Here is a 26,019-nt window from a genome sequence, read left to right on the forward strand (position 1 = left end):
GTTATGCCTCATCCAGGATTGCCGGGACCTTGAAACGGTTGTCTTCGGAATCCGGCGCGCCGGAAAGTGCCTGTTCGGCCGTGAAGGTGTGGCCCACAACGTCCGCGCGGAACACATTGGTCAGCGGGATGGGGTGGGACGTTGCCGGGACGTCGTCCCCGGCGGCCTGACTGACGGACTTCACCGAATCCACGATGACGGCGAGTTCCCCCGCCATCCTGTCCAGCTCTTGGTCACTCATCTCGATGTGAGCGAGCCGCGCGAGATGCGCAACATCGTCACGGTTGATCGCAGCCATGGATCTCCCCTGCAAAGTACGAATTGTTTTCCGATCCAGTCTAGTGGGGAAACGGCGGCGCCCGCCGGACCACCCCCGGCGGGCGCCGGTACCGGACCGTTGCGGCTAGGAGCCGCTCTTCCGGGCCACCAGCTCGATCTCCACCAGCATCTTCGGGTCCAGGAACGGCAGGACGTGCACCAGTGACAGCGTGGGCCGGATGTCGCCGAAAACCTCGCCGTGGGCGCGGCCGGCGTCCTCCCATTTCCTGATGTCCGTCAGGTACAGCTTGGACTGGACCACGTCTTCGAAGCTGAAGCCGGCGTCGGCCAGGACTTTGCCGAGCTTTTCCAGGATGTACTGGGTCTGGGAGTAGAAGTCCTCGCCTACGATCCCGTCATCACCGCTTGCCGCGGTGGCTGAGATGTACAGGGTGTTGTCCACCTGGACGGCCCGGGAGTAGCCGAGGGTCTGTTCCCAGACAGAGCCGGTGCCGAAGGTTTTGCGCATGGTGGAGCCTTTCAATACTGGACTGGGTCGGCACCACTTTAGGGCTGGTGCACGTCCAGCCGGTAAACCAGCAGCTTTATGTCGGTCCCGGGGACCAGCCAGTCACGCTCCGGGACCCGGCGGAAGCCGGTCGCCTGGTAGAGCCCGTGCGCGCTGAGCCAGCTTTCGCCCGTGGTCAGTGCCACGGCGCGGATCCCCGGAAGCGCCCGGGCGTGCGCGATGATCGCTTCCAGCAGGGCACGTCCGGCGCCGCTGCGCTGCACGGCGGGGTCCACCACCAGCATGCGGAACTCAAGTTCGTCCTGCAGCGCGATGTCCGCATAAGGCTCTCCGGCCACAGCCAGCGTCACAGACCCCACGACGGCGCCGTCACGTTCGGCAACCCAGATGGTGGCCTCGCCGGCGCGCAGGGCCACGTCCTGGATCCTGCGCATGTACGGATGGTCCGCGTCATCGAAGTACCCCGCAGCGAGGTAGGCGTCGCGCGTGATGCGGGCGACGTCGTCGTAATCTGCCTCGACGGCGGGACGGATGGTTATCTGCGGCTGCACCCGTCAATGGTAGTGGCGGGTGCGGCCCCAGAGGCGCCGGAGGGCATTTTCCGTGACTGAACTATCACTCCGGTGCCGGGTCAGAGCGGAAACCTGCCCGAAAGCTCCAGCCCCGCGGCGCATGTCCAGGCATCCAGTCGTTCCTGGTCCGACGGACCGCCGTCCAGCGGGCTGGCCAGCCGCGGCCGGCGTACCCAGCAGCCGGCCTCCTCTGCGATCAGGGCACCGGCGGCGAAGTCGTGTTCATTGAGTCCCCGCTCGCCGTAGGCGTCGTGCGTGCCGTCCGCCACCATGCACAGGTCGAGGGCAGCCGAGCCCAGCCGACGGACGTCCGCAAAGCCCTCCGCCAGCCCGGCGAATGCCGCCGCCTGCTGCGACCGGACGGCCGGATCGTAGCTGAAACCGGTTGCCAGGATCTGCCCGGTCCGCCCGGGCACCGGGCCCTCCAGCCGGGCCAGCCGCCCGCCCTCCTCAAGCCACGCCCCCTGGCCGCGCACCGCGTGGTAGATCCGGCCAAGGGCGGGGGCATGGACGACGCCGGCCAGCCACGTCCCGTCCGGACCGGCCACTGCCACCGAGGTGGCGTAGTAGACGATATTGCGGATGAAGTTGGTGGTCCCATCCAACGGGTCGATGGACCAGCGGTAGCCGCTGGGTTCAGCCGGGCGCGTGGTGCCGTGCTCTTCCCCGGTGATGGTGTCGCCTGGACGGGCCGCGGTGATGACGCCCCGGACGGCGTCCTCAGCGGCGACGTCGAAGGCCGTCACCCAGTCTCCTGCCGCGCCCTTGTTGCTGGCGGCCAGGGCGTCGGCGGTGCGCCCGGCGAGGACTTCGGCGCCTGCTGACGCGGCTGCCCTGGCCACGGCCAGGAGTTCGGCCGGGGCGGTCATGCCTGACCCTCCGCGGTGACGGCCGCTTCTTCCGGCGCATCCGGATCCGGGATGTCGCCGGCCGGGTCCCCCAGCGCTGCCGGTCCGCCGTCGAGCAGTTTCCGGAAGCCGTCCTCATCCAGGACGGGAATGCCCAGCTGCTCGGCCTTGTCCAGCTTAGTGCCTGCGCTTTCGCCGGCCACCAGGTAGTCGGTCTTCTTCGAGACCGAGCCCGCTGCCTTGCCGCCGCGGACCAGGATGGCTTCCTTGGCCTCGTCCCGGCTGAAGTTGGGCAGGGAGCCGGTGACCACCACGGTCAGGCCTTCCAGGGTACGGGGCGTGGATTCGTCGCGCTCGTCGGCCATCCGCACACCGGCGGCTGCCCAGCGGTCCACGATCTCCCGGTGCCAGTCCTCGGCGAACCACTCCTTGAGTGCCGCGGCGATGGTGGGGCCAACGCCGTCCACGCCGGCCAGTTCCTCTTCCGAGGCCTGCCGGATGGCGTCCATGGTTCCGAATTCGGTGGCCAGTGCCCGCGAGGCGCGGGGGCCGACGTGCCGGATGGACAGCGCCACAAGCACCCGCCACAGCGGCTGGGACTTGGCCTTGTCCAGCTCCTTGAAGAGCTTCTGGGTGGTGGCCGTGGGCTTGGACGGAGATTTGGCCGTGCCTTTGCTGTAGAAGTACGGCACAAGTTCGAACTCCCCGGTGGGCACGCCCTTGCTCCGCTTTTCCCGCCGGATCCGGACCTCGGCGAGGGATTCGGGGGTGAGGTCGAAGAGGTTCGCCTCGGAGGTCAGCGGCGGCTGCTCAGGCTCAGCGGGCTGCGTCAGAGCGATCGCCGCCTCCCAGCCGAGCGCTTCGATGTCGAACGCCCCGCGGCCGGCAAGGTGGAACACCCGCTCGCGCAGCTGCGACGGGCAGGATCTGGCGTTGGGGCAGCGGATGTCCACGTCCCCCTCCTTGGCCGGCTTCAGCGGCGTGCCGCAGGAGGGGCACTCAGTGGGCATTACGAAATCGCGGACGGGCGGGTCCTGCTGCCCGCGGAGCGCCAGGACAGGACCCACGATTTCAGGGATGACGTCGCCGGCCTTGCGGAGGACCACGATATCGCCGATTTTCACGCCCTTGGCCTTGACCACGTCCTGGTTGTGGAGCGTGGCCATCTCCACGGTGGACCCCGCAACCTTGACCGGCTCCATGATGCCGTACGGGGTGACCCGGCCGGTGCGTCCCACGTTCACGGCGATGTCCAGCAGCCTGGTGTGGACTTCCTCGGGCGGGTACTTGTAGGCGACCGCCCAGCGCGGAACACGGCTCGTGTAGCCCAGGGCCCGCTGCGTGGCGAAGTTGTCCGCCTTGACCACGATGCCGTCGATTTCGTGGAGCAGCTTATGGCGCTGCTCACCGTACTTCCGGATGAACTCCAGCACCTGGTCCAGCCCGCCCAGGACCTCGAAGTAGGGGCTGACCGGCAGGCCCCATTCCTTCATCAGCGCATAGGTTTCGGACTGGCTCCTGGCCACCAGCCCCTCCCGGGCGCCGACGCCGTGGACGAACATCTTCAGCGGCCGCTTGGCTGTTTCCGCGGGGTCCTTCTGCCTCAGGGAGCCGGCAGCAGCGTTGCGCGGGTTCGCCAGCGGCGCCTTGCCCGCCTCGATGAGCGCCGCGTTGAACTCCGTGAACGCCCTGGACGGGATGAAGACCTCGCCGCGTACTTCCATCTCCGCAGGGAAGCCCGAACCCGTGAGCTGCTGCGGGATCTCCTTGATAGTGAGGACGTTGTGGGTGATGTCCTCACCGGTGGTGCCGTCTCCGCGGGTGGCTGCCCGGACGAGTTTGCCGTCACGGTACAGAAGGTTGACCGCAAGTCCGTCGATCTTCAGTTCGGTCAGCCAGGCGGTTGCGGATGCGCCGTCGCCCAGCCTGGCGATGTTGGCCTGCGCCTTGGCAAGCCAGGCTTCGAGCTCCTCGAGCGAGAAGACGTCCTCAAGGCTGTACATCCGCTGCAGGTGTTCCACCGCCGCAAAGGCCGTCGAGACTTCACCCCCCACTTCCTGGGTGGGCGAATCGTTGGCCACCAACCCGGGGTGCAGCGCCTCGATTTCCTCCAGGCGGCGGAAAAGAGCGTCAAACTCCGCGTCCGAGACAAGCGGGGCGTCTTCCTGGTAATACGCAAAGCGGTATTTGCGCACCAGGTCCACCAGGTTTTCGTACTCCTCACGGATCGCACCGGACGGCGTGGGCTCCTGGCCCTCCGGCGCTTCAATCCTGGTGGCGGTCAATTCTGCGGGGCCTGATCCTGTGCTCACAGACCTATCTTGCCTTACCCGCGCAGGGCCCGCTTAGTGCGCCCGTACCCGGTTCCTGCCGTACCAGGCGAAGGCGGCAGCACTGATTCCCACCAACATGCCGCCGGCGGTGATGTTCAGCGGGTCAGGTCCCCCGGGGCCGCCGGAACGGGAAACAGCGGCGGTCTGTGTGGGCCGGTCGGACCTGGTGTAGGGGGTGTCCCAGTTCGGACCCGTCGACGCAGCCGCCGTGGCCGGAGCCGGGGCCGCGGATGTGGCAGTCTTCGACGGCGCTGCCGTGGCCGGAGGCGCCGCGGGATCGGTTGCGGGCGCGGGAGCGGGTTCCACGACGGGATCCCCCGGGGCCGGTGCTTCCGGCGGTGAGGTCTGTTCGGGTGCCGGCGGGCCGGCCGTTTCCTTGTTCTTGCCGCGTCCCTCGCCGGGACGGGATTCCGTTCCCAGGCAGGAGTCGCCGCAGTCCGGGGACGTGGTGGCGTCCGGCGAATCCGCCGCCGCTGCACCGCCTGCCGAGAGGCTCACCGAGAGCGCCAGGACGGCAGCCGAGGCCGAGGCGGACATAGCGCGGAGTGCCGGATGGGAGGGGGTCATTGCTACCTTTCGATGCGCGCAGTCCCCCCGCCCGCGGCTTTCTGGTCCAACCGGTAGTCTGCTATACCAGCCGGAGGGCCGCAAATCAGGTAACGGCAGCTGCCAGGGCGTCCACGACAATCACGGTGACATTGTCCCGGCCCCCGTGGTCCAGTGCCGCGTGGATCAATTCCATCGCGGCTTCCTGCGGATCGGCCACCGTTTGGAGGATTCGGGCGATGGTCCGGTCCGCCAATTCGCCCGTCAGTCCGTCCGAACAGACCAATATGCGGTCGCCGGCTTCCGCGGGTACCAGCCAAAAATCGGCCTCGTTGTCCTCCCCGGTTCCCAGGGCCCGGGTGACCACGTGCCGCTGCGGGTGGACAGCGGCCTCTTCAGCGCTGATCTCACCGTCATCAACCAGCTCCTGGACCAATGAGTGGTCCACACTGAGCTGTTCCAGCCGCCCGTGGCTAAGCCGGTACGTGCGGGAATCGCCAACGTTCATGACCAGCCAGTAGGGCAGGCCGAGATGCTCCACCAGGACCGCCCCGGAGAGCGTGGTTCCGGCGCGCGACCCTGTGGCGCGGCGAATTTCCGCGTCTGCCCGGAGCAGGTGGTCCTGGAGGGCGGCGGCCGTGAGGCTCCGCTCCCCCGTTTCGACCTGCGGAATGGCCTCAAGGGCACGCACGCACAGGCCGCTGGCCACTTCCCCTGCCTCGTGGCCACCCATGCCGTCAGCCACCGCGAAGACAGGTTCCTGGGCGAGGTACGCGTCCTCGTTCAACGCCCGGCGGTGTCCCCGGTCGGTACCGTGCCCGCAGGCGAGGGTGAGGCCGGTGCGGGCGGTAGTCCCTGCGGCCTGGTGTGGTTGTTCTTTCATCTTCGTCATCACGTTAGGACAGGCACCCGGCCTAGTCCACCACCAGCCCCTTGCCCAGTCCGCGTGTCAGCTGCACCGGCCTGATCTCGCCGAAGCCGCGCACGTTCTCCGGCGGCCGCGGCTCCATGACGAAGCGCTCGTCGTGTTCCAGCGCGGCGGCGGTCATGGAGTCGATCAGCACCGTTCCTGGATCCGCCAGCGAGGTGAGGCGGGCGGCGAGGTTCACGGTGGGACCGTAAATGTCGCCGAGGCGGGACAGGATCCGGCCCCACACCATGGCCACCCGTGCTTCAGGCAGGATCTCGTCCTCAGTGAAGGCCTGCGCCAGCGCCAGGGAAATCTCTGCCCCGGCGGCCGGGGTTTCGGCGATGTAGAGGACTTCGTCACCCACCGTTTTAACCAGCCGGCCGCCGCCCACGGAGATGATCTCGGCGCACTTGTTCTCGAACCGCTGCACCAGCCGGGCCAGCGTCTTCTCGTTCATCCGCCGGGACAGGCTGGTGTAGGAGACCAGGTCCGCAAAGCCAACGGCGCGCGCCAGCGGCAGCGGGGCATCATCCTCGTCGCCTTCGCGGCCTTCCTCGCTGGCGCGGAGCCCGGCTTCGGCGCGCACGGCCAGCCTTTGGATGCCGGCATTGAGCTGCCGCCGCCAGGAGTAGACGAGCATCTCCTCCAAGGCATCAACCAGCGCGGGAAGTTCGTTGACCAGCCTCTTGCGGGCTATCGCGTCCGTCACGCCCTGTTCGTGGACCATGTCCTCCACCAGGGCTTCGATCTGCCACACCACCATCCGGTCCGTCATCTGGCCGATGGAGCGGGTGATCGAGATGGCCGCTTCTTCCGTCAGCTTCCCGGAGCGGACCAGGTCCACGACGGTGGAGAGGGCCGCCTGGTCGCGCTCGGTGAAGGCGACGTCGTCGTCACCGAAGTTGGGGAAGCCGAGGGCCCGCCACAGTTTCCGCGCTGACAGCAGGGAGAGGCCGGCACCGGCAGCGACTTCACGACGGCGGAGCTTGCGTTCACCGCCCAGCAGGCGGGACTCGAGGGCCTTTGCTGCCAGCCGCTCGGCGGACAGGGCTTCGGGCGCGGCGGCTTCGACGGGCTCCTCTGCGTGCTCACCGTTCATACCGTCCACCTTCTCCCGCTGCCCGCTGTCCGCCATTGCCTGTCCCGCCACTGCCTGTACCGTCACCCTCCGGCGCCCTGCTGCCCAATCCCTCCGCGCCTGTTCCGGATTCCCGCGGGTCCGCCGGGAGGTCCGCGATGGCGTCCAGGATGAAGTCCCGGAACCGCGCCGCCTCCGGCACGTCCGGGAGTGTCATAGTGCCCTGGTATCCGGTTTCCAAGGATATATTCCCGCTCCGGAGCAGACGCTGTACCAGCGTTTCATGGACGGTGAGGTTACGCACGGAGGCAAGGTTCACCTGGTTTTCCCGGCGCCCCACCACCCCTGAACGGGCCAGGAGGCGGCGGCTGGTGAGGATGTAGCGGGTCCCGTGCCAGCGGAGAAGCCGCGGCAGGCAGTAGCCCAGCCAGGCCGCCAGGACGGCGGCAGCGCAAGCTCCCAGCAGCCAGGGTGTCCAGCCCGGGCGGACGGCCGGCACGAGCCGGGCGGCCTCGCCGCGGACCACCCAGGCAGTGGCGAACGCGGCAAGGGCGGGAGCCAGCACGAAGACGACGGCGGCACCGGCAAGTTTCCGTGGCTGCGGACGGGTGGTGACAATTACCTGCTCGCCCGGAACCAGGTGTTTACGCATAGCCGCCCTGGCCGGAACTGTCCGGCGGTGTCCACGGCCGCAAATGGACCACGTCGCCGGCGGTGACCACATGTTCACGGCCGTCCCGGTCCACCACCAGCAGGGACCCGTACTCGTCCAGCCGCGTGGCGTGTCCGATGATTTCATGATCGCCGGGCAGCTGCGCGCGCACCTGCTTGCCCAGCGTGACCATGACCGACCCGACACGCTTGTGCAGCGAAGGTCCGCCGGCCAGCCCGGCCGCAGGGTCGCCGTCGGCATTGCAGAAACTTCGGTAAAGCGCGGCAAAGTGCGAGAGGTAGCTCTTAAGCAGCTCCGTGCGGTTCACGGTCTTCGGCGACTCCAGCGCCACGGACGTGGCCGTGGGCACCGGGAGGTCTTCCTCCCGTAGGGTCACATTCAAACCGGTGCCCAGCACCACGGGCACGGCCCCGTCCACCATGGGGGCCAGCTGGGCCAGGATGCCGGCGATTTTCCGGCCCCGGACCAGGACGTCGTTGGGCCATTTCAGTTCAGCGGGGATGCCTGCCGTTTCCAGCAGGGTTTCACGCAGCGCCACTGCGGCGATCAGGGACAGCCACGAGTAGGTGTCCGTGGGCAGCGGCCGGCCTTCCGCATTGACCGGGCGCAGGACAAAGGAGACGGAGACGGAACTCAGCGGCGGCGCTTCCCAATGCCGTTCCAGGCGCCCGCGTGCCGCCGTCTGGTACTCGGCCGTAAGGACGGACAGGTCCGTCCAGGTGGCGGGATCGGACGCGACGGCCCGCAGCAGGTCGGCGTTGGTGGAGCCGGTGGAGTCCACCACGTCCAGCCGCGGGATGCCGACGGCGGACAGGAAGCGCTGGTCCGCCAGGTCCGTCCGGTCCAGGGGGGTGCCGTGGGTGAGTGCGTCGTCCATGACTTGATCCTATCGACACGGACCGGCCGCGGCCTGCACGGAAACCGGCTGGCCCGGGGCCTTCCGCTGATGGCTTAGAGGAAGATGTCCGGGACAAGCCGGTCTTCCGGCGCGCCCAGGCTGTAGGGACGGAAATCCTTCACTCCGGCCGCCCGGAGCACGTCCTCGTCCGTATAGAAATTTCCGCTCGGCGCCCGCCCTTCCCCGATCGTCCCGGTCAGGATGGCGTGGGCGGCGTCCGCCATGATGCGCGGCCCCCGGGCGGCCTTGACGATGGCTTCCCCGTGCGGCATGTTGCGGATCGCCGCGGTGTCGATCAGGGTGCACGGCCACAGGGAGTTAACGGCGATGCCGTCTTCGGCGAGTTCCTCGGCAAGGCCCAGGGTGGTCAGGCTCATGCCGTACTTCGCCATGGTGTAGGCGAGGTGACGGCCCGCCCAGGCGGGATCGAGGTTCAGCGGCGGCGAGAGCGTGAGGATGTGGCCGTGCGGGGACTGCCGCAGCGCCGGCAGCGCCAGCTTGGACAGCAGGAAGGTGCCGCGGACGTTGATGTCCTGCATGAGGTCGTACTTCTTCATGTCGATCGCGTCTGTTGTGGAAAGGTCGATCGCGGAAGCGTTGTTGATGACCGCGTCGATGCCGCCGAAGCGTTCCACGGCCGCCTCAACGGCGCGGGCCACGTCCCCGTCCCGCCGCACGTCGCCCACCAGCGGCAGCGCAGCGCCGCCGGCAGCGGTGATCTGTTCAGCAGCCGTATATACCGTGCCGGCCAGGCGCGGATGCGGCTCGCCGGTCTTGGCCATCAGGACGATGTTGGCGCCGTCCTGTGCCGCCCGTTCCGCGATTGCCAGGCCAATGCCGCGGCTTCCGCCGGAGATGAGAAGGGTCCTGCCCTGCAGGGATCCGGTGGCCCGGTAGGGGCCGCCGGCTGCCGTCAAAGCGTCGTTGCTCGAAGTCATGCCAACACTGTAACCCAACTAAGTTACTGGTGAGTAACATTACGTTGAGGCTGACGGCGCGGCAGAAAATTGTAGGTTCCCTACAGCTGCAGGCGCAGGAAGCGTCACTAGACTAGCCAGCAGGGTCCGTTTTTTGTGTGGAAGCTACTTAAAGTCCAGCACCGCGGTCCGCCAGCAAAGACAGCGCCACAGAACCAATCTGCTACAGAGCCGGAGATATTGATGAGCCACGATCTGACAACGACAGCGGGAAAGATTGCCGATTTCCGCGACCGCCAGGCCCGTGCAGAGCAGCCCTCCGGCCCCGAGGCCATCGAAAAACAGCACGCGCGCGGGAAGAACACCGCCCGGGAGCGCATCGGCCTGCTGCTGGATGAAGACTCGTTTGTTGAATTCGATGCCCTCGCCGTCCACCGGTCCGCCGCATTCGGCATGGAGAAGAAGAAGCCGCTGGGAGACGGCCTGGTCTCCGGCTACGGCACCGTGGACGGGCGCCTGGTCGCGGTCTACAGCCAGGACTTCTCCGTCTATGGCGGTTCGCTGAGCCAGGTCAACGGCGAAAAGATCGTCAAGGTCCAGGAATTCGCGCTCCGCAACGGCTGCCCCGTCGTCGGCATCCTGGACGGCGGCGGCGCCCGCATCCAGGAAGGCGTCGCCTCGCTGGCCATGTTCGCGGACATCTTCCGCAACAATGTGCACGCGTCCGGAGTGGTGCCGCAAATTTCGCTCATCATGGGCCCGTCAGCAGGCGGCGCCGCCTACTCACCCGCTCTGACCGACTACGTGGTGATGGTGGACAAGACCTCACACATGTTCATCACCGGTCCGGACGTCATCAAGACCGTCACCGGTGAAGACGTGGACATGGAAACCCTGGGCGGCGCCCGACAGCACAACGCCACCACCGGAACCTCCACCTACCTGGCCTCGGACGAAACGGACGCCATCGACTTCGTCCGCGAACTGCTGGACTTCCTGCCCTCCAACAACCTCGCCGAAGCACCGGTGCTGGAACACCACCAGGAGCTCGAAGTCGACGACGACGATCTGGCCCTGGACACGCTCATCCCGGACTCCGCGAACCAGCCGTACGACATGCGCACCGTGGTGGAGCAGATCGTGGACGACGGGCACTTCCTGGAGATGCAGGCGCTGTACGCACCAAACGTGATGATCGGCTATGGCCGCGTGGAAGGCCACACCGTAGGCATCGTCGCGAACCAGCCGCTGCAGTTCGCCGGCACCCTGGACATCGCCGCTTCGGAGAAAGCGGCCCGCTTTGTCCGCCACTGCGACGCATTCAACATCCCCATCATCACCCTGGTGGACGTGCCCGGCTTCCTGCCCGGCAAGGACCAGGAGTTCCAGGGCATCATCCGCCGCGGGGCCAAGCTGCTCTACGCGTACGCGGAAGCTACCGTCCCCAAGCTCACCGTCATCACGCGCAAGGCGTACGGCGGCGCGTACATCGTCATGGGCTCCAAGAAGCTCGGGGCGGACCTGAACCTGGCATGGCCGACGGCGCAGATCGGTGTGATGGGCGCCCAGGGCGCGGTGAACATCCTGTACCGCCGCGACATCGCCGCCGTGGCCGAGGCCGGGGGCGACGTCGAGGCCCGCCGCGCCGAAATGATCCGTCAGTACGAGGAAGAGCTCCTCAACCCCTACCAGGCAGCGCAGCTGGGATACGTGGATGCCGTCATCGCGCCTTCCGAGACCCGGGTGCAGATTATCCGCGGGCTCCGGGCCCTGCGGGACAAGCGCGCCAGCCTGCCCGCCAAGAAGCACGGGAACATTCCGCTGTGACGGATCCCAAGGAAAACCAGGCGTTCGAAGCCCAGGCAAACGGAGAGCAGGCGCCCGAAGCGCCGCTGCTTTCCGTAGTCAAGGGACAACCTACAGCCGAAGAGCTCGCGGCGCTGACCGCCGTCGTACTTTCCCTGGGCGGAAGCCAAAACGCCGGCGCCGTCCGTCCCGGCGTCCGCCACTGGGTGCGGCGGCAACAGCTGCGTCTGGCGCCCACCCCTGGACCGGGGGCTTGGAAGCGCAGCAGGGGCTGACGTTCGGCTAGTCTCGGGGTGTGACTACCGACGCTGCCCCGTCCCGCCGCCCGCGTACCCGGATTGACGCCGTCGCCGACGATTACACCGAGACCCTCCTCGCGCTGAACCCGACGTTTGCCACCACCCTGGGCATCCCGGGCCACGAAACCGAGTACCAGGATTTCTCCCCGGCCGGAATCGCCGGGTTTGCCGAGGCTGCCCGCGACGCATTGGCCCGGCTGGAGGGCCTGGAGCCCGAAGATGATGTGGACGCCGTCACCCTCGATGCGATGCAGGAGCGGCTCGGGCTGCAGCTGCTGATCCACGCCTCCGGCTGGGACTATGCGGAACTGAACAACATCGCTTCGCCTGCGCAGGATATCCGGGCCATTTTCGATCTCATGCCCACCGACACGGAAGAGCAGTGGGCGCACATCGCCGGCCGTGCCGGCAACGTTCCGGGAGCCATCGACGGTTATATCGAATCGCTGCGGGAAGCGCGCGACGCCGGCCGGGTTGCCGCCGCGCGCCAGGTCAGGATAGTGGCGGGGCAGGCTGCGAAGTACGCGGCGGAGGACGGCTTCTTCGCCCGGCTCGCCGCCGATGCGGCGACGGCAACCGGCCCCCTGGGCTCCGCCACGCAGAAAATGCTCGACGACGGCGCGGCAGCCGCCCGGGGCGCTTACGCCCGCCTTGCCGAATTCCTCGAGACGGAACTGCTGCCGTCCGCACCGGAGAAGGACGCGGTGGGCCGGGCCCGCTACGCCCTGGCTTCGCGGTCCTTCCTGGGCGCCACAGTGGACCTTGAAGAGACGTACGCGTGGGGCGTGGAGGAGCTGGACCGGCTCATCGCCCAGCAGGAGGAGGTGGCCGGCGTGATCAGGCCGGGCGCCACCATCGCGGAGGCAAAAGAGTTCCTGGACAACGACCCCGCCCGGCAGCTGCAGGGGACGGAGGCGCTCCGCGCGTGGATGCAGGCGTTGTCCGACAAGGCTGTAGCGGAGCTGGCCGGGGTGCACTTTGAGATCCCGGATGTGATGAAGAAGCTGGAATGCCGGATCGCTCCCACCGATGAGGGCGGCATTTATTACACCGGTCCCTCGGACGATTTCAGCCGGCCCGGCCGGATGTGGTGGTCCGTCCCGGCCGGGGACGATACCTTCACAACGTGGGCCGAGACCACCACCGTCTTCCACGAGGGCGTGCCCGGCCACCATCTCCAGGTGGCAACCGCGACCTATCGCCGCGAACTGCTCAACAAGTGGCGAAGGAACGTGTGCTGGACCTCCGGCCACGGCGAAGGCTGGGCCCTCTACGCCGAGAAACTGATGCAGGAACTCGGCTACCTGTCCGATCCCGGCGACCTCATGGGCATGCTGGATATGCAGCGCATGCGGGCGGCGCGCGTTGTCTTCGACATCGGGGTCCACCTTGAACTCGACATGCCTGCACGATGGGGCTCCGGGACCTGGACCGCGGTCAAGGGCTATGCCTTCCTGAAGGAGAACCTGCCCATCAGTGAGGGCCAGCTTGACTTCGAGTTCGCCCGGTACCTTGGCTGGCCCGGACAGGCTCCCTCCTACAAGGTGGGCCAGCGGCTTTGGGAGCAGATCCGGGCCGAACTCGAAGTCCGGCCCGGGTTCGACCTCAAGGAGTTCCACACGCGCGCACTGAACATCGGCTCGGTGGGGCTGGACACCCTCCGGCGGGCACTCCTCGCCTGATCCGCGCCCGCCCTTCCCTGCACCACGCCGGGAGAGATATGTCATATTCGGGCCGGGAATATGTAACACTCCGGCCGGAGATCCGCGTGTTTGCACCGACTAAAGCGGCCGCGCCGATTTCCGGCTGCGTAATATTTCTCAATGTTCATTCGTGGTGCTATGTACCGTGGGCCTAGCTTGTACCGGTGAGCACATCGACTAGCACCCTTCCCCCCGCCGGAAAGACCGGCTTCCAGCTGCCCCGGTGGGCCGGATCCTTCGGCGTCCAGATCATCGCGGCCCTCATCGTTGGCCTGGGCCTTGGCCTGCTGGCCAAGTACACCGGAAGCACCAAAGACATGCCCAACGGCCTGGGCGCCACGCTGCAGACCATCGGCTCCAGCTATGTCTCTCTGCTGCAGACCGCCGTGGTGCCCCTGATTTTCACGGCCGTGGTCAGCTCCATCTCCAACCTTCGGGAAGTCTCCAACGCAGCCAAGCTCGCCTGGAACACCCTCCTGTGGTTCGCCATCACCTCCCTGATCGCGGTTCTGATCGGCATCGGCCTCGGCATCCTCCTGCAGCCGGGCACCAACACCGGGATCACCGGCGAAGGCTCTGAGCCGGCCAAGGTGGGCACTTGGTGGGCCTTCCTGATCGGCCTGTTCCCCAAGAACTTCCTGGGCCTCGGCGCCGCTTCCACCGTGGCCGAAACCGGCGCGGTCACCACCGCTGTCAGCTTCAACGTGCTGCAGATCCTGGTCATCGCCATTGCCGTGGGCGTCGCCGCGCTGAAGGTGGGCAAGGCCGCCGAGCCGTTCCTGGCGCTGAACGCCTCGGCCCTGGCGGTCATCCAGAAAGTCCTCTGGTGGATCATCCGGATCGCCCCGCTGGGCACGGTAGGCCTGATTGGCAACGCCGTAGCCGTCTACGGCTGGGACACCATCGGCTCGCTGGGCCGGTTCACCTTCGCCATCTATGTTGGTCTTGCCCTGGTCATCTTCGGTGTCTACCCGGCGCTGGTTCGCAGCCACGGACTGTCCGTGAAGCAGTACTTCTCCGGCGTCTGGCCTGCTGTGCAGCTGGCGTTCGTGTCCCGCTCTTCCGTCGGCACCCTGCCGCTGACCCAGCGTGTCACCGAGCGCAGCCTGGGCGTCCCCCGCGCCTACGCCTCCTTCGCCGTGCCGCTGGGCGCCACCACCAAGATGGACGGCTGCGCGGCAATCTACCCCGCCATCGCGGCGATCTTCGTGGCCCAGTTCTTCGGTGTCCAGCTGGACCTGAGCCAGTACCTGCTCATCGCCCTGGTCTCCGTCCTGGGCTCGGCGGCCACCGCCGGAACCACGGGCGCCGTAGTGATGCTCACCCTGACGCTCTCCACGCTGGGACTGCCACTGGCCGGCGTCGGACTCCTCCTGGCCGTCGACCCGATCCTGGACATGGGCCGCACCGCGGTCAATGTTGCCGGCCAGGCACTGGTGCCCACCATTGTGGCCAGGCGCCACGGCATTCTGGACGAAGCACTGTACAACGCACCCCGCAACGGCACCCCGTTCGTGGATGACAGCGAAGACACCGCCGCTGGGGACGCCCTCGTCCTCCAGGACGCCAAGGCCTAAGCCTCCACGCCGAAAAATCCCCGGGACGCCTGTCCCGGGGATTTTTGCGTGCATTCTGCAGCCAGCGGCCGGATCAGTGCCCGCCGCCGCCAATCACGCCGGCCTCCACGGCTTTGGTAACGGCGTCGGCCTCCGCCTGCGTGAGCTTGCCGTCGGTTACAGCCTGGTCCAGCCGGTCCTTCAGGGCCGCAGCCCGTTCAGCCTGCGCTTCGGTCCGGAGCTCCTCGAGCGCCGCGGTCACCTTGGCCTCCTCGATGCCCAGGGCTTCGGCCAGCGATTTCGCCAGTTTCTCATCCATGGCGGCCCGGTCCGGGCGCCCCTCCGCCGGCGGGGTGGACGGGCGGTTCGCTTCGTGGAAGGCCTGCAGCGCCTCCGTCACTTCCGCTTCCTCCACTCCCAGCTTCCCGGCGAGGGCCGCGGCCTTTTCATCACCATGCATGCCGCCGCCGTGCATGCCGCGGCCTCCATGCATGCCCATGCCGCCTTCAGGTGCCGCGGCGCCGCTCTCAGCGGATGCGCTGGCGCTGGGTGACGGGGCGGGCGTGGTGGCGGCGGCCATGCCCGCCAGTCCCAGTCCGGCGCCGAGGGCCAGCGCGGTGGCCGACAGTCCGAGGGTCATTTTCTTTGTGCGTGACATTGCTGTATCTCCTGGATCCGCCGTCCGTGACGGCTGCTTGCGGTTCGTTCCCTTCCGGGACATTTCCAGCATGGGCGGGGAGGATCTGTGCGGGCTTTCGGGAACCTTTCATTCTGCTGTGAAGGTGTCTCCAGGAGCGGGGGCAAGAACTTGCTCACAGTGCAAAGTTGCACGTAGTGTAATCATGTGAGCATTCCTGCCGCCGTAACGCCGGCGCCTCCCGCATCCCGCCGCGAACTTAACAAGGCGGCCACCCGCCAGAACATCACCGACGCCGCGCTGGGCCTCCTGCGCACCAACGGCCCGGGAAACTTCACCGCAGAGGACATTGCCGAGGCCGCCGGCATCTCCCGCCGCACGTTCTTCAACTACTTCGGCAGCACCGACGCCGCGCTGGCCGCCATCACGCACAGCTTCCTGGACAACGCCATCCAGCAACTGCGGCTGCGGCCCACCGGGGAACCCATTCTGGAATCCGCCCAGGCGGCCCTGATGGCCCTGGCGGATCCGGCGGCCGTGGCGCCGCTGGCCGAGCTGTTCTCACTGACGTCGGACAGCGCACTGATGTCACAGTCCGAGCTCGCCGCCTGGGACTACTGCCGGGGACAAATCACCACAGTGGTCCGGGAGCGCACGTCCGGCACGGCCGGCGACCTTTACGCCCACGCGCTCGCTGGCTCGGTGATTGCCTGCGGCAAGGCCGCCCTGGAGGTCTGGTTCAGGCACTGGGGGCCGGACCTCTCCGCTGAATCCCTCGCTGCCCTCCGCGGGCAGCTCATCAATGCCATGGGCCTGCTGGGCTCGGGCTTCACCGCACCACAGCCTTCTTCCTCCCGTTCCTCCTGACCAGATCGGTTCCCTCATGGCACTCCTCCTCTACCGCCTTGGAATGTTTTCCTACCGCCGCCGCTGGCTGGTTATCTCGCTCTGGCTCGCCGCCCTCCTGGCAGTAGGCGGTTCCGCCGCCGTCTTCCACGGCACGCTGTCCAACAACTTCCAGATCCCCGGCACGGAAACGCAGCGGATCGCGGACAAGCTCAAGGCAGACCTGCCGTCGGCGTCCGGCGGCACGGCCACCATCGTCTTCGAAGCGCCCGACGGCGGATTCACCCCCGCACAGCGCACAGCGGTGACGGATGCGCTGGGCAAGCTGGAGTCCCTGCCGGAGGTCCGCGGCACGGTGGACCCGTTCGCCACCCAGGCCGAACTGGACCAGGCCGGCCAGGCCATCCGTGACGGCGAAGCCCGGCTGGCCAACGGCACCAGGGAGCTGGAAGACAACCGGGCCCGGCTGGAAGCCGGCGAGGCACAGCTTGCAGCAGCGGAGCAGCAGCTCGCCGCCGCAGGAGCCCCTGCCCAGGTCATAGAAGCACAGCTGGGCCAGCAAAAGGCTGCGCTCGCTGAAGGCCGCGCCAAGCTGGAGGCCGGCACCAAGGAGCTTGAGGCCGGCAAGGCAAAGCTGGAGCTGGGCAAGCGCCAGGCGGAGGCCTCCGAAGGCATCCGGTTCGTTTCCGAAGACAACCTTGCCGCCGTGGCGCAGGTGCAGTTCAACACCTCCATCAACGGACTCAGTCCGGAGCTGCGGCAGCAGGTCCAGGACATCGTGCACGGAACCTCCAAGGCCGGCGTCACTGCCCTGGCCAGCAAGGAAATCACCGAGGACATTTCGGAGCTGTTCGGCACTGCTGAAATCATCGGCATCGGCGTCGCTGCCCTGGTTCTGATCATCATGCTGGGTACCCTGGTGGCCGCCGGGCTGCCCCTGCTTATGGCCGTCATCGGGGTGGGCATCGGGGTGGGCATCACCTTCGCACTCTCCGGGGTGTTCGACATGAGCTCCATCTCCCCCATGCTCGCCCTCATGCTGGGCCTGGCGGTGGGGATCGATTACTCGCTTTTCATCGTGAACCGGCACCGGACGCAGCTGCGGGCCGGCATGGACCCGGCCGAATCGGTGGCCCGCGCAACGGGCACCTCCGGCAACGCCGTGGTGTTCGCGGGCCTGACAGTGATCATCGCCCTGGCCGCCCTGGTGGTCCCCGGCCTGCCGTTCCTGGCCGTGATGGGCCTGGCGGCCGCCGGGACCGTCGCGGTGGCCGTACTGGTCGCCATCACACTGACGCCGGCAGTGCTGTCCCTGATCGGCCGGCGGATCATTTCCCGCCGCGCATGGGCCCGGGCGGAGGCGCACAACGCCGAGCCTGGCCACGAAGCCGCGGACCAGGCCGAGGACCGGGCGAAGAGCAACCGGGGCTGGGGCGGGCTGGTGACCCGCCATCCGGTTCTGTCACTTATCGCAGGCGTCCTGCTGCTGGGCACCCTGGCGCTGCCCGCCGCACAGCTGCAGCTCGCCCTGCCGGACGGCCGTTCCGAACCTGTCGAGTCGGAGGCTTACCAGGCCTACAGCGTCACGGCCCGCAGCTTCGGGGAAGGCGTTACCGGCCCCATCGTGGCGGTGGGGGAGTTCCCGGCAGGCCTCGACGCTGCACAGGCGCAGAACCTGCAGTTCGACGTGGCGGACAGGCTTCGCTCGGTGGACAACGTGGTGGCAGCGGTCCCCGTGGCCCTGAGCGGGGACCGCCGCACGGCCGTCTTCCAGATCATTCCCGAAGAGGGACCCGCCAGCGCCGGCACCGTCCAGGTGGTATCCGAGCTGCGCGGCCTGAACACGGAAATCAAGGACGACTTCAACGTGTCCATGGGGCTGACGGGGCAGACCGCCGGCAACATCGACGTCTCCACCAAGCTCGGCGACGCCCTGCCGCCCTACCTGGCGATCGTCGTCGGACTGTCCCTGGTCCTGCTCCTGCTGGTGTTCCGCTCCATCGTGGTTCCCCTGCTGGCCACGGGCGGATTCCTGCTCTCGCTCGCCGCAGCCTTCGGCGCCGTGGTGGCCGTCTACCAGTGGGGCTGGCTGGGCAATGTGTTCGATGTGGCCAACCCGGGGGCGGTCCTGAGCTTCCTGCCCATTATCCTGATCGGCGTGCTGTTCGGGCTGGCCATGGACTACCAGGTGTTCATTGCCTCCGGCATGCGCGAGGCCTTCATGCACGGCTCTCCGGCCAGGCAGGCGGTCCGGGTGGGCTTCCACCATGCCGCGGCAGTGGTAACGGCGGCCGCGATCATCATGGTGAGCGTCTTTGCCGGCTTCATCTTCAGCCACCTGACCATGGTGCGTCCGCTGGGCTTCGCGATGGCTTTCGGGGTTCTGCTGGACGCCTTCGTGGTGCGCATGACCATCGTGCCGGCGGCCATGTACCTGCTGGGCGAAAAGTCCTGGTGGCTGCCGCGCTGGCTGGACCGCATTCTCCCGGACGTGGACGTGGAAGGCGCGCAGCTGGCACGCCCGGAGGCATCCGCCGCGGCGCCCCAGCCCGTCCACTAGGCTGGAGGCGTGGTCCGCCTGATTCTCGCTTCCCAGTCCCCTGCCCGCACCAAGCTCCTGGCCGAAGCCGGCATCCGGCACACCGTGCTGGTCTCAGACGTGGACGAGGACGCCGTCCAGGCCAGGTACGGCGTCACGGACCCGCACGACACCGCCCTGCTGCTGGCCCGGGCCAAGGCCGAGGCGGTGGCCGCGCTCCCGGAAGCCGAGGGGGCCCTGGTACTGGGCTGCGACTCCGTCTTCGAATTCGACGGCGAGGCGCACGGCAAGCCCTATACCGCCGCCGTCGCGCGTGAACGCATGCTGCGAATGAGCGGAAACTCGGGCGTCCTGCACACCGGCCACTGGCTGGTGGACTGCCGGGACACCTCGGCCGACGGCGGCGCGGGCGTAGCGGGGTCCGGCGCCACGCTGGGGACGGTCGCCTCCGCCGAGGTCTGCTTCCTGGAGATGGAACCGGCCGAAATCGACGCGTACATCGCCACGGGCGAGCCGCTGCACTGCGCCGGGTCCTTCACGATTGACGGGCTGGGCGGGGCGTTCATCCGGAAGGTGGACGGCGACCCGCACACCGTGGTTGGCCTTTCCGTTTCCACGCTGCGGGGTCTGCTGGCCGCCGCGAACGTGCGGATCACCGAACTCTGGACGGCACCGGAAACGTCGTACTGAAATGTCCCGTTTCTGGCGCACTTGTAGCTTCCCTACAAAGCGGCCGCCGTTTACACGCGGAATCCGCAAGTAATATCGGCGGAACCTCCAAAACCGCGCTAGGCTCCCTGAAGGAAAGAAGGAGACGCCTTGTCAGCAAATTTGGAGCAGTCCGCACGTCCGACGCACTCGACCCTCACAAAGGTGCTGATAGCCAACCGCGGTGAAATCGCCGTGCGCATCATCCGGGCTGCCCGGGACGAAGGCATCGCCTCGGTGGCCGTGTACGCCGACCCGGACCGCGACGCCCTGCACGTTCGCCTGGCCGACGAGGCCTACGCCCTGGGCGGGAACACCGCCGCGGAGTCCTATCTGGTGATGGACAAGATCATCGACGCCGCCCGCCGGTCGGGCGCGGACGCCATCCACCCCGGCTACGGCTTCCTGGCCGAGAACGCCCAGTTCGCCGCGCGCGTCATTGAGGCCGGCATCACCTGGATCGGCCCCTCCCCCGAGGCCATCTCCGCACTGGGCGACAAGGTCCAGGCGCGGCACATCGCCGAGAAGGTGGGCGCACCCCAGGTTCCCGGCACGGCGGACCCTGTCGAATCGGCCGAAGAGATCCTGGCCTTCGTGGACAAGTACGGTCTTCCCGTCGCCATCAAGGCGGCCTTCGGCGGCGGCGGCCGCGGCATCAAGGTGGCCCGTACCCGGGAGGAGATCCCCGAGCTCTTCGAATCCGCCGTGCGTGAGGCCACCGCCGCGTTCGGACGCGGTGAATGCTTCATCGAACGCTTCCTGGACGCCCCGCGCCACGTGGAGACGCAGTGCCTGGCGGACGCGTATGGCAACGTGGTGGTGGTCTCCACCCGTGACTGCTCACTGCAGCGCCGCAACCAGAAGCTCGTGGAAGAAGCACCGGCGCCGTTCCTCACCGAGGAGCAGAACCGACGCCTGTACGAGTCCTCCAAGGCCATCCTGAAGGAAGCCAAATACCTGGGCGCGGGCACCTGCGAGTTCCTGGTGGGCCAGGACGGCACCATCTCCTTCCTCGAGGTCAACACCCGCCTGCAGGTGGAGCACTGTGTCTCCGAGGAAGTCACCGGCATCGACCTGGTCCGGGAGCAGTTCCGGCTGGCCCGCGGCGAAGAGCTGGGCTATGGCGACCCCGAGGTCCGCGGCCACTCCATCGAGTTCCGTATCACCGGCGAGGACCCGGGCCGGAACTTCATGCCCGCCCCCGGCACCGTCCGCGTCCTGAAGAACCCCACCGGCCCCGGCATCCGCATCGACTCCGGCATCGAGCAGGGCGACGTGATCAGCGGGAACTTCGACTCCATGCTCTCCAAGCTGGTGGTCACCGGAGCCACCCGCAAACAGGCACTGGAGCGGTCCCGCCGCGCGCTGGAGGAGATGGTGGTGGAGGGCATCCCCACCGTCATCCCGTTCGACCTCGCTGTGGTCTCGGATCCCGCATTCGCGCCGGCGGAGGGTCCGTTCAGCGTGCACACGCGCTGGATCGAGACCGGCTTCACCAACAACCTGCCCGCCTGGACCCCGGACGGGGCGGCCGACTCCGACGCAGGGGGCGGCGACCGCCAGCGCGTGGTGGTGGAAGTAGCCGGCAAACGCCTCGAGGTGGTCCTGCCCGCTGCCCTGGGGTCCGTGTCCGCTTCTTCCGCAGGCACCGGCAAGCCTGCCAAGGCCAAGAAGCGCTCCCGTTCCGGCGGGCCCGCCGCCGCCACCGGCAACGCGCTCGCATCGCCCATGCAGGGCACCATCGTGAAGGTGGCCGTTGCCGACGGCGACGTCGTGGCAGAGGGCGACCTGGTGGTGGTGCTGGAGGCCATGAAGATGGAACAGCCCCTGACCGCCCACCGCTCCGGCACCATTACCGGGCTCAAGGCAGCCGCCGGCGAAACTGTATCCGCCGGCGCCGTCATCGCCACCATCGAAGACTAGGCCCGGGGAGGACCTCATGCTTGCACCCAGTTTCCAGGAAGAAGTGGACCGCTACCACGCGGCCGTTCCCGAAATAACCCGTGGCAACACGGATCCCATCAAGGACCTGTATTCGCGGCAGGACGATGTCACCCTGGCGAATCCCTTTGGCGGGATCGCCCGCGGCTGGGCCCAGGTGGAGGCCCGCCTGGACCAGGCCGCACGGCAGTTCCAGGACGGCGAAATGCTGGGCTTCGACACCGTCACGTCCTTCCACGCGCAGAACACCGGCTACCTGGTCGAGACCGAGCACTTCCGGGCCCGTCTCGAAGGTGCAGCCGCATCGGAGGAGTTCGCCCTGCGCGTCACCAGCATCTTCCGCCGCGAGGAGGGCTACTGGAAGCTGGCGCACCGCCACGCCGACCCGGCGGCCAAGCCCGGCTCCCGCCGCTCGCTGGTGCAGCCCGCCGGCTGACACGGGCTTGCGGCCAAGGCAGACTTAGCAGATGCTGCCATTCCTGCTCCTGGCCTCCCGCGCGGAAGATGCCGCCGCCGAGGACGAATATGCCGCCTACCTGCGGTATTGCGGGCTGGATCCGAGGGAATTGCACCGGATCCGGCTGGAGGCCGGTCCCCTGCCGCGCCTGGATCTTGAGCGCTATTCGGGCATCATCGTCGGGGGCAGCCCGTTTACCTCCAGCGATCCCGTGGAGCAGAAAAGCGCCGTGCAGCACCGGGTGGAAGGCGAGCTCTCGCAGCTGCTCGATGCCGTCGTCGAACGCGATTTCCCGTTCCTGGGCGCCTGCTACGGGGTGGGTACGCTGGGCAGGCACCAGGGCGCACTGATCGACCGTACCTATGGTGAGCCGCTGGGAGCCGTACAGGTGGAGCTCACCGACGCCGGCCTCGCTGACCCCCTGCTGGCCGGCTTGCCGCCGTCGTTCACCGCATTCACGGGCCACAAGGAGGCCTGCACGGTTTTGCCCGCGCACGCCGTGCTGCTGGCCCGGTCCGCCACGTGTCCGGTGCACATGTTCCGTATCCGCCGAAACCTGTACGCCACCCAGTTCCACCCCGAGCTCGACTCGGAGGGGCTGGCCACGCGGATCGACATTTACCGGCACGCAGGCTATTTTCCGCCCGAGTCCGCCGGAGAGCTCATGGCAGCGGCCCGGCAGGCCACGGTGACCGAGCCGATGGCCATACTGAGGAACTTCGTGAGCCGCTACGCCCGGTGAGGCGCCGGCGCTTCAGGAAGGGTGGCACCGGCAGCACAATGCCCGGCGCACTCCCCGCTTCGACAGGGAGCACACCGGGCATTCCAGCGCAAAGCAGTCCGGTATGTCAGGCCACGTTGTTCTCGTAATCGGTGTTCTTGGTCTCGCGGGTCATCCACAGTGCGATGAAGGTGAGCACCGCGGCAGCCGCCATGTAGAGGCCGACCAGCCAGGTGCCTCCCCCGGCCGCCTGCCACAGCGCAATGGCCACGAACGACGCCGGTGCCGCGCCAATGACGCTGGAGAGGTTGTAGGCGACAGCGGAGCCGGTGTACCGGACGTTGGCCGGGAACAGCTCCGGCAGGATCGCCGCCATGGGTCCGAAGGTCAGGCCCATCAGAGTGAAGCCGACGATGAGGCCGACGACAGCCGCCGCCGTACCCGGTCCGAACATGGTGAACCAGAAGATACCGAAGACGAAGATTCCCGCGGTGACGCCAAGCAGGAACTTCCGGCGCCCCCACTTCTCGGCCAGCGGACCCGAGACCAGGGTGAAGATACCGAAGAAGACGACGCCGAGGATCAGCATCCAGAGGAAGTCCCCCCGCGGGATGCCGAGGCCGGGAACAAAGTTGGCCACTTCAGCCGCGGACATTGGCTTGCCGGCCTTCTCTGCTGCTGCCTGGGCGGCTTCGACGGATGCCGGCTTGGTGCCGTACGTCAGCGTGAACGACGTCATGACGTAGAACAGGACGTAGGTGGCAAACATGATGAAGGTGCCCGCGAGAACCGGCCGCCAGTGGCCCTTGAACGTGGCGAAGAACGGAATCTTCGCCACCTTGTCCTCGTTCAGGACCTTCTGGAACGAAAGGCTTTCAACGAGCTTCAGCCGGACATACAGGCCAACCACCACCAGGACGGCGCTGAGCAGGAACGGTACGCGCCAGCCCCAGGCGAGGAAGGCCTCCGGGCTGAGGGCGAAATTCAACCAGATGAACAGCAGGTTGGCCAGGATGAAGCCGATCGGGGCGCCCAACTGCGGGAAGGTTCCATAGACTGCGCGCTTGCCTTTGGGGGCGTTTTCGGTGGCCAGCAGCGCTGCGCCGGACCATTCGCCGCCGAGGGCCAGGCCCTGGGCGAAGCGGAGCACCACCAGCATAAGCGGGGCCAGGACGGCCCAGCCGGGCAGTGACGCCGTGGGGAGCAACCCGATCAGGAAGGTCGCGATGCCCATGGTGAGCAGGGAAGCCACCAGGGTGCCCTTGCGGCCGAACTTGTCGCCGAAGTGGCCAAAGAGCACGGACCCGACCGGGCGGGCGATGAAGGCGACGCCGAAGATGGCGAACGAGCTCAGGAGGGCGTTGATGTCCGTAGCGTTCGGGAAGAACAGCTTGGGGAACACCAGGACGGACGCCGTGGCATAGATGTAGAAGTCGTAAAACTCAATCGTGGTGCCGATGAGGCTGGCAAAGATTACTTTGCCCTTGGAGTTGACCGGTTGTGCCGATCCCGGCTCCGTCGTGGTTTCGAGTGAGGACATGTAAGCGCGCTTTCGTGAGAAACCGGCCGGACATTGATCAGCCCGGCATGCATGGGATGCATTACGTAGAGTTCGATATTACTTGGCGGCGTCCAGTCATTGGACAAAAGGTCCACAATGCGGACAGGCGTGTCGCGCGAAGGCGCCGCGAGTGCCCTCACCCCCGCCCGGGAACGCAGATAGGCAAATGTCACAGCGTGTTAACACGCGGCGTCGGTCCGCGAAACGCGCCGTCCCTACCTTGGAGGAACAACATCCCCCAACAGGAGGTACCCCGTGACTGATGACCGAACCGCAGGTGCCGGTACCGGACATTCCCTGGACCTTGACGACGCAACGCGTCCCGCAGCCGCAGCGGCACTGGATTTCCGCCCTGGCCGCTGGATCGCCAACTGGGATGCCGAGAACCGCGGACAGTGGGACAGCGCCGGGCGCTCCATCGCCCGCCGCAACCTTAACTGGTCCATCTTTGCCGAATTCCTGGGCTTCGTGGTGTGGCAGCTCTGGTCCATCGTGGTGGTCCAGCTCCCCGCCGCAGGGTTCTCGTTCACCACATCCGAAATTTTTTGGCTTATTTCGATGCCCAGCCTGGTGGGCGCCACGCTCCGGATCCCCTACACCTTCATGGTCCCCCGCTTCGGCGGCCGCAACTGGACCATCGTCTCCGCCCTGCTCCTGCTGATCCCCTCCGTGGGCCTGGCACTGTGTGTGTCCAACCCGCAGACCCCCTTCGGAGTCATGCTCCTGGTGGCAGCCCTTGCCGGTTTCGGCGGCGGCAACTTCGCCAGCTCGATGGCAAACATCACCTTCTTCTACCCCGCCCGGGAGAAAGGCTGGGCGCTCGGACTGAATGCGGCCGGCGGCAACCTGGGTGCGGCCGTCGCACAGCTTGCCGTCCCGGTGGCGATCACCCTGCTGGGCGCCGGAAGCGTCAACCTGCCGATGGCCGGCCTGATGTGGGTTCCGCTGATCATCATCGCCGCGTTCGGCGCGTTCAAGTACATGGACAACCTCACCAGCGCCAAGGGGGACGTAGCCGGATCGATCGCCGCGGTGAAGGAACCGCACCTGTGGATCATGGCCCTGCTGTACATCGGCACATTCGGTTCCTTCATCGGATTCGCCGGTGTGTTCCCCAAGCTCATCAAGGACTACTTCCCGGAATTCTCCACCATCGGGCTGGGAACCGTGGCCCTCTCGCTGGCCTTCCTGGGTCCCCTGGTGGGATCCCTGGCCCGGCCCTACGGCGGCCGGATGGCTGACCGCATGGGAGGGGCCCGGATGACTGTCAGCGCCTTCGCGGCCATGGCCGTCATCACGCTGGTGATGGTGTGGACGCTTCCGCTGAAGAACTTCTGGCTCTTCCTGGCCCTGTTCCTGATGCTCTTCACCGCCAGCGGATTCGGAAACGGTGCGACATACCGCATGATCCCGGTCATCTTCGCCACCTCCAGCCGGGCGGCACGCTCAGGTGCCAGTTCGGTGGCAACGCAGCGGCTGGCGTCCTCGGCGCTGGGCCTGATCTCGGCCATCGGCGCCTACGGAGGGTTCGTGATCCCCCAGGTGCTCAATGCCTCCAACACCGCCAGCGGCTCCTACACCCCGGCGTTCTACGGCTTCGTTGGAGCGTACGTCGTGATGCTGTCCGTGTGCTGGTTCTTCTATATCCGCAACGCCAACCGGAATGCGATGGGACACGTCTAA

The 26,019-nt window shown here is 67.4% G+C and carries 24 protein-coding genes; 11 read left to right on the forward strand and 13 right to left on the reverse strand.

From position 1 onward, the window contains the following. Position 1: 1 nt before the first annotated feature. The 11 genes from gatC to ACIQCN_RS08730 form a co-directional block, all read right to left on the reverse strand. Complete coding sequence (gene gatC / locus ACIQCN_RS08680; RefSeq protein ID WP_400606030.1) at positions 2-298, reverse strand: Asp-tRNA(Asn)/Glu-tRNA(Gln) amidotransferase subunit GatC; 297 nt, start codon at positions 296-298, stop codon at positions 2-4. Between the two features lie 105 nt (positions 299-403). Then, the gene (locus tag ACIQCN_RS08685) at positions 404-787 is read right to left on the reverse strand and encodes a RidA family protein (protein ID WP_400610442.1); all 384 of its coding nucleotides are present in this window, start codon (positions 785-787) and stop codon (positions 404-406) included. Between the two features lie 38 nt (positions 788-825). Further along, on the reverse strand, positions 826-1,338 hold the full coding sequence (locus ACIQCN_RS08690; protein ID WP_400606025.1) for a GNAT family N-acetyltransferase: 513 nt from the start codon (positions 1,336-1,338) through the stop codon (positions 826-828). Positions 1,339-1,418: 80 nt separating this feature from the next. Beyond that, positions 1,419-2,228 (reverse strand): inositol monophosphatase family protein, encoded by an 810-nt coding sequence (locus tag ACIQCN_RS08695; RefSeq protein WP_400610444.1) that lies wholly within the window; start codon positions 2,226-2,228, stop codon positions 1,419-1,421. Continuing rightward, the gene (ligA, locus tag ACIQCN_RS08700; protein ID WP_400610446.1) at positions 2,225-4,519 is read right to left on the reverse strand and encodes an NAD-dependent DNA ligase LigA; all 2,295 of its coding nucleotides are present in this window, start codon (positions 4,517-4,519) and stop codon (positions 2,225-2,227) included. The genes ACIQCN_RS08695 and ligA overlap by 4 nt, the downstream gene beginning before the upstream one ends. 33 nt (positions 4,520-4,552) lie before the next feature. Continuing rightward, positions 4,553-5,107 carry a hypothetical protein gene (locus ACIQCN_RS08705; RefSeq protein ID WP_400610448.1) on the reverse strand — a complete coding sequence of 185 codons (555 nt, stop codon included), beginning with the start codon at positions 5,105-5,107 and terminating at the stop codon, positions 4,553-4,555. An 85-nt stretch (positions 5,108-5,192) separates the two neighbouring features. Continuing rightward, positions 5,193-5,969 carry a PP2C family protein-serine/threonine phosphatase gene (locus ACIQCN_RS08710; RefSeq protein ID WP_400610450.1) on the reverse strand — a complete coding sequence of 259 codons (777 nt, stop codon included), beginning with the start codon at positions 5,967-5,969 and terminating at the stop codon, positions 5,193-5,195. Between the two features lie 31 nt (positions 5,970-6,000). After that, positions 6,001-7,095: an adenylate/guanylate cyclase domain-containing protein gene (locus ACIQCN_RS08715; protein ID WP_400610520.1), complete on the reverse strand. Its 1,095-nt coding sequence runs from the start codon at positions 7,093-7,095 to the stop codon at positions 6,001-6,003. Continuing rightward, complete coding sequence (locus ACIQCN_RS08720; RefSeq protein ID WP_400610452.1) at positions 7,085-7,726, reverse strand: PH domain-containing protein; 642 nt, start codon at positions 7,724-7,726, stop codon at positions 7,085-7,087. The genes ACIQCN_RS08715 and ACIQCN_RS08720 overlap by 11 nt, the downstream gene beginning before the upstream one ends. Continuing rightward, positions 7,719-8,624: a biotin--[acetyl-CoA-carboxylase] ligase gene (locus ACIQCN_RS08725; RefSeq protein ID WP_400606015.1), complete on the reverse strand. Its 906-nt coding sequence runs from the start codon at positions 8,622-8,624 to the stop codon at positions 7,719-7,721. Before ACIQCN_RS08725 ends, ACIQCN_RS08720 begins: the two co-directional genes overlap by 8 nt. A gap of 74 nt (positions 8,625-8,698) precedes the next feature. After that, positions 8,699-9,583 carry an SDR family oxidoreductase gene (locus tag ACIQCN_RS08730; protein WP_400606012.1) on the reverse strand — a complete coding sequence of 295 codons (885 nt, stop codon included), beginning with the start codon at positions 9,581-9,583 and terminating at the stop codon, positions 8,699-8,701. A 222-nt stretch (positions 9,584-9,805) separates the two neighbouring features. Between ACIQCN_RS08730 and ACIQCN_RS08735 the strand changes: the two genes are divergently transcribed. The 4 genes from ACIQCN_RS08735 (at position 9,806) to ACIQCN_RS08750 (ending at position 14,947) form a co-directional block, all read left to right on the forward strand. Beyond that, complete coding sequence (locus tag ACIQCN_RS08735; protein ID WP_400606010.1) at positions 9,806-11,389, forward strand: acyl-CoA carboxylase subunit beta; 1,584 nt, start codon at positions 9,806-9,808, stop codon at positions 11,387-11,389. After that, entirely contained in the window at positions 11,386-11,643 is a 258-nt protein-coding gene (locus ACIQCN_RS08740; RefSeq protein ID WP_400610454.1) for an acyl-CoA carboxylase subunit epsilon, read from the forward strand. Before ACIQCN_RS08735 ends, ACIQCN_RS08740 begins: the two co-directional genes overlap by 4 nt. A gap of 20 nt (positions 11,644-11,663) precedes the next feature. Continuing rightward, complete coding sequence (locus tag ACIQCN_RS08745; protein WP_400610456.1) at positions 11,664-13,349, forward strand: DUF885 domain-containing protein; 1,686 nt, start codon at positions 11,664-11,666, stop codon at positions 13,347-13,349. A gap of 185 nt (positions 13,350-13,534) precedes the next feature. Further along, positions 13,535-14,947: a dicarboxylate/amino acid:cation symporter gene (locus tag ACIQCN_RS08750; protein ID WP_400610458.1), complete on the forward strand. Its 1,413-nt coding sequence runs from the start codon at positions 13,535-13,537 to the stop codon at positions 14,945-14,947. 73 nt (positions 14,948-15,020) lie between these two features. On the opposite strand, the gene ACIQCN_RS08755 is transcribed toward ACIQCN_RS08750, so the two are convergent. Continuing rightward, entirely contained in the window at positions 15,021-15,584 is a 564-nt protein-coding gene (locus tag ACIQCN_RS08755; protein ID WP_400610459.1) for a hypothetical protein, read from the reverse strand. Positions 15,585-15,776: 192 nt separating this feature from the next. Here ACIQCN_RS08755 and ACIQCN_RS08760 point away from each other — a divergent pair, with 192 nt between their 5' ends. From ACIQCN_RS08760 to ACIQCN_RS08785, 6 genes are all read left to right on the forward strand, one after another. Continuing rightward, positions 15,777-16,430 (forward strand): TetR/AcrR family transcriptional regulator, encoded by a 654-nt coding sequence (locus ACIQCN_RS08760; protein WP_400610522.1) that lies wholly within the window; start codon positions 15,777-15,779, stop codon positions 16,428-16,430. Between the two features lie 16 nt (positions 16,431-16,446). After that, entirely contained in the window at positions 16,447-18,969 is a 2,523-nt protein-coding gene (locus ACIQCN_RS08765; protein ID WP_400605999.1) for an MMPL family transporter, read from the forward strand. A 9-nt stretch (positions 18,970-18,978) separates the two neighbouring features. Then, positions 18,979-19,638 (forward strand): Maf family protein, encoded by a 660-nt coding sequence (locus ACIQCN_RS08770; RefSeq protein WP_400610461.1) that lies wholly within the window; start codon positions 18,979-18,981, stop codon positions 19,636-19,638. 129 nt (positions 19,639-19,767) lie between these two features. Beyond that, positions 19,768-21,579, forward strand: a complete 1,812-nt coding sequence (locus tag ACIQCN_RS08775) for an acetyl/propionyl/methylcrotonyl-CoA carboxylase subunit alpha (RefSeq protein ID WP_400610462.1) — start codon at positions 19,768-19,770, stop codon at positions 21,577-21,579. Positions 21,580-21,595: 16 nt separating this feature from the next. Beyond that, positions 21,596-22,033, forward strand: coding sequence for a YybH family protein (locus ACIQCN_RS08780; protein ID WP_400610464.1), 438 nt, complete (start codon positions 21,596-21,598; stop codon positions 22,031-22,033). A gap of 31 nt (positions 22,034-22,064) precedes the next feature. After that, a complete protein-coding gene (locus ACIQCN_RS08785; protein WP_400610465.1) occupies positions 22,065-22,796 on the forward strand; it encodes a glutamine amidotransferase in 732 nt (243 codons plus the stop codon). A 106-nt stretch (positions 22,797-22,902) separates the two neighbouring features. On the opposite strand, the gene ACIQCN_RS08790 is transcribed toward ACIQCN_RS08785, so the two are convergent. Next, positions 22,903-24,315 (reverse strand): MFS transporter, encoded by a 1,413-nt coding sequence (locus ACIQCN_RS08790; RefSeq protein WP_400605993.1) that lies wholly within the window; start codon positions 24,313-24,315, stop codon positions 22,903-22,905. A gap of 276 nt (positions 24,316-24,591) precedes the next feature. Between ACIQCN_RS08790 and ACIQCN_RS08795 the strand changes: the two genes are divergently transcribed. Next, on the forward strand, positions 24,592-26,019 hold the full coding sequence (locus ACIQCN_RS08795) for an MFS transporter (RefSeq protein ID WP_400605990.1): 1,428 nt from the start codon (positions 24,592-24,594) through the stop codon (positions 26,017-26,019).

Origin of the sequence: Pseudarthrobacter sp. NPDC092424, assembly GCF_044754925.1 — a bacterium.
Classification (GTDB): domain Bacteria; phylum Actinomycetota; class Actinomycetes; order Actinomycetales; family Micrococcaceae; genus Arthrobacter.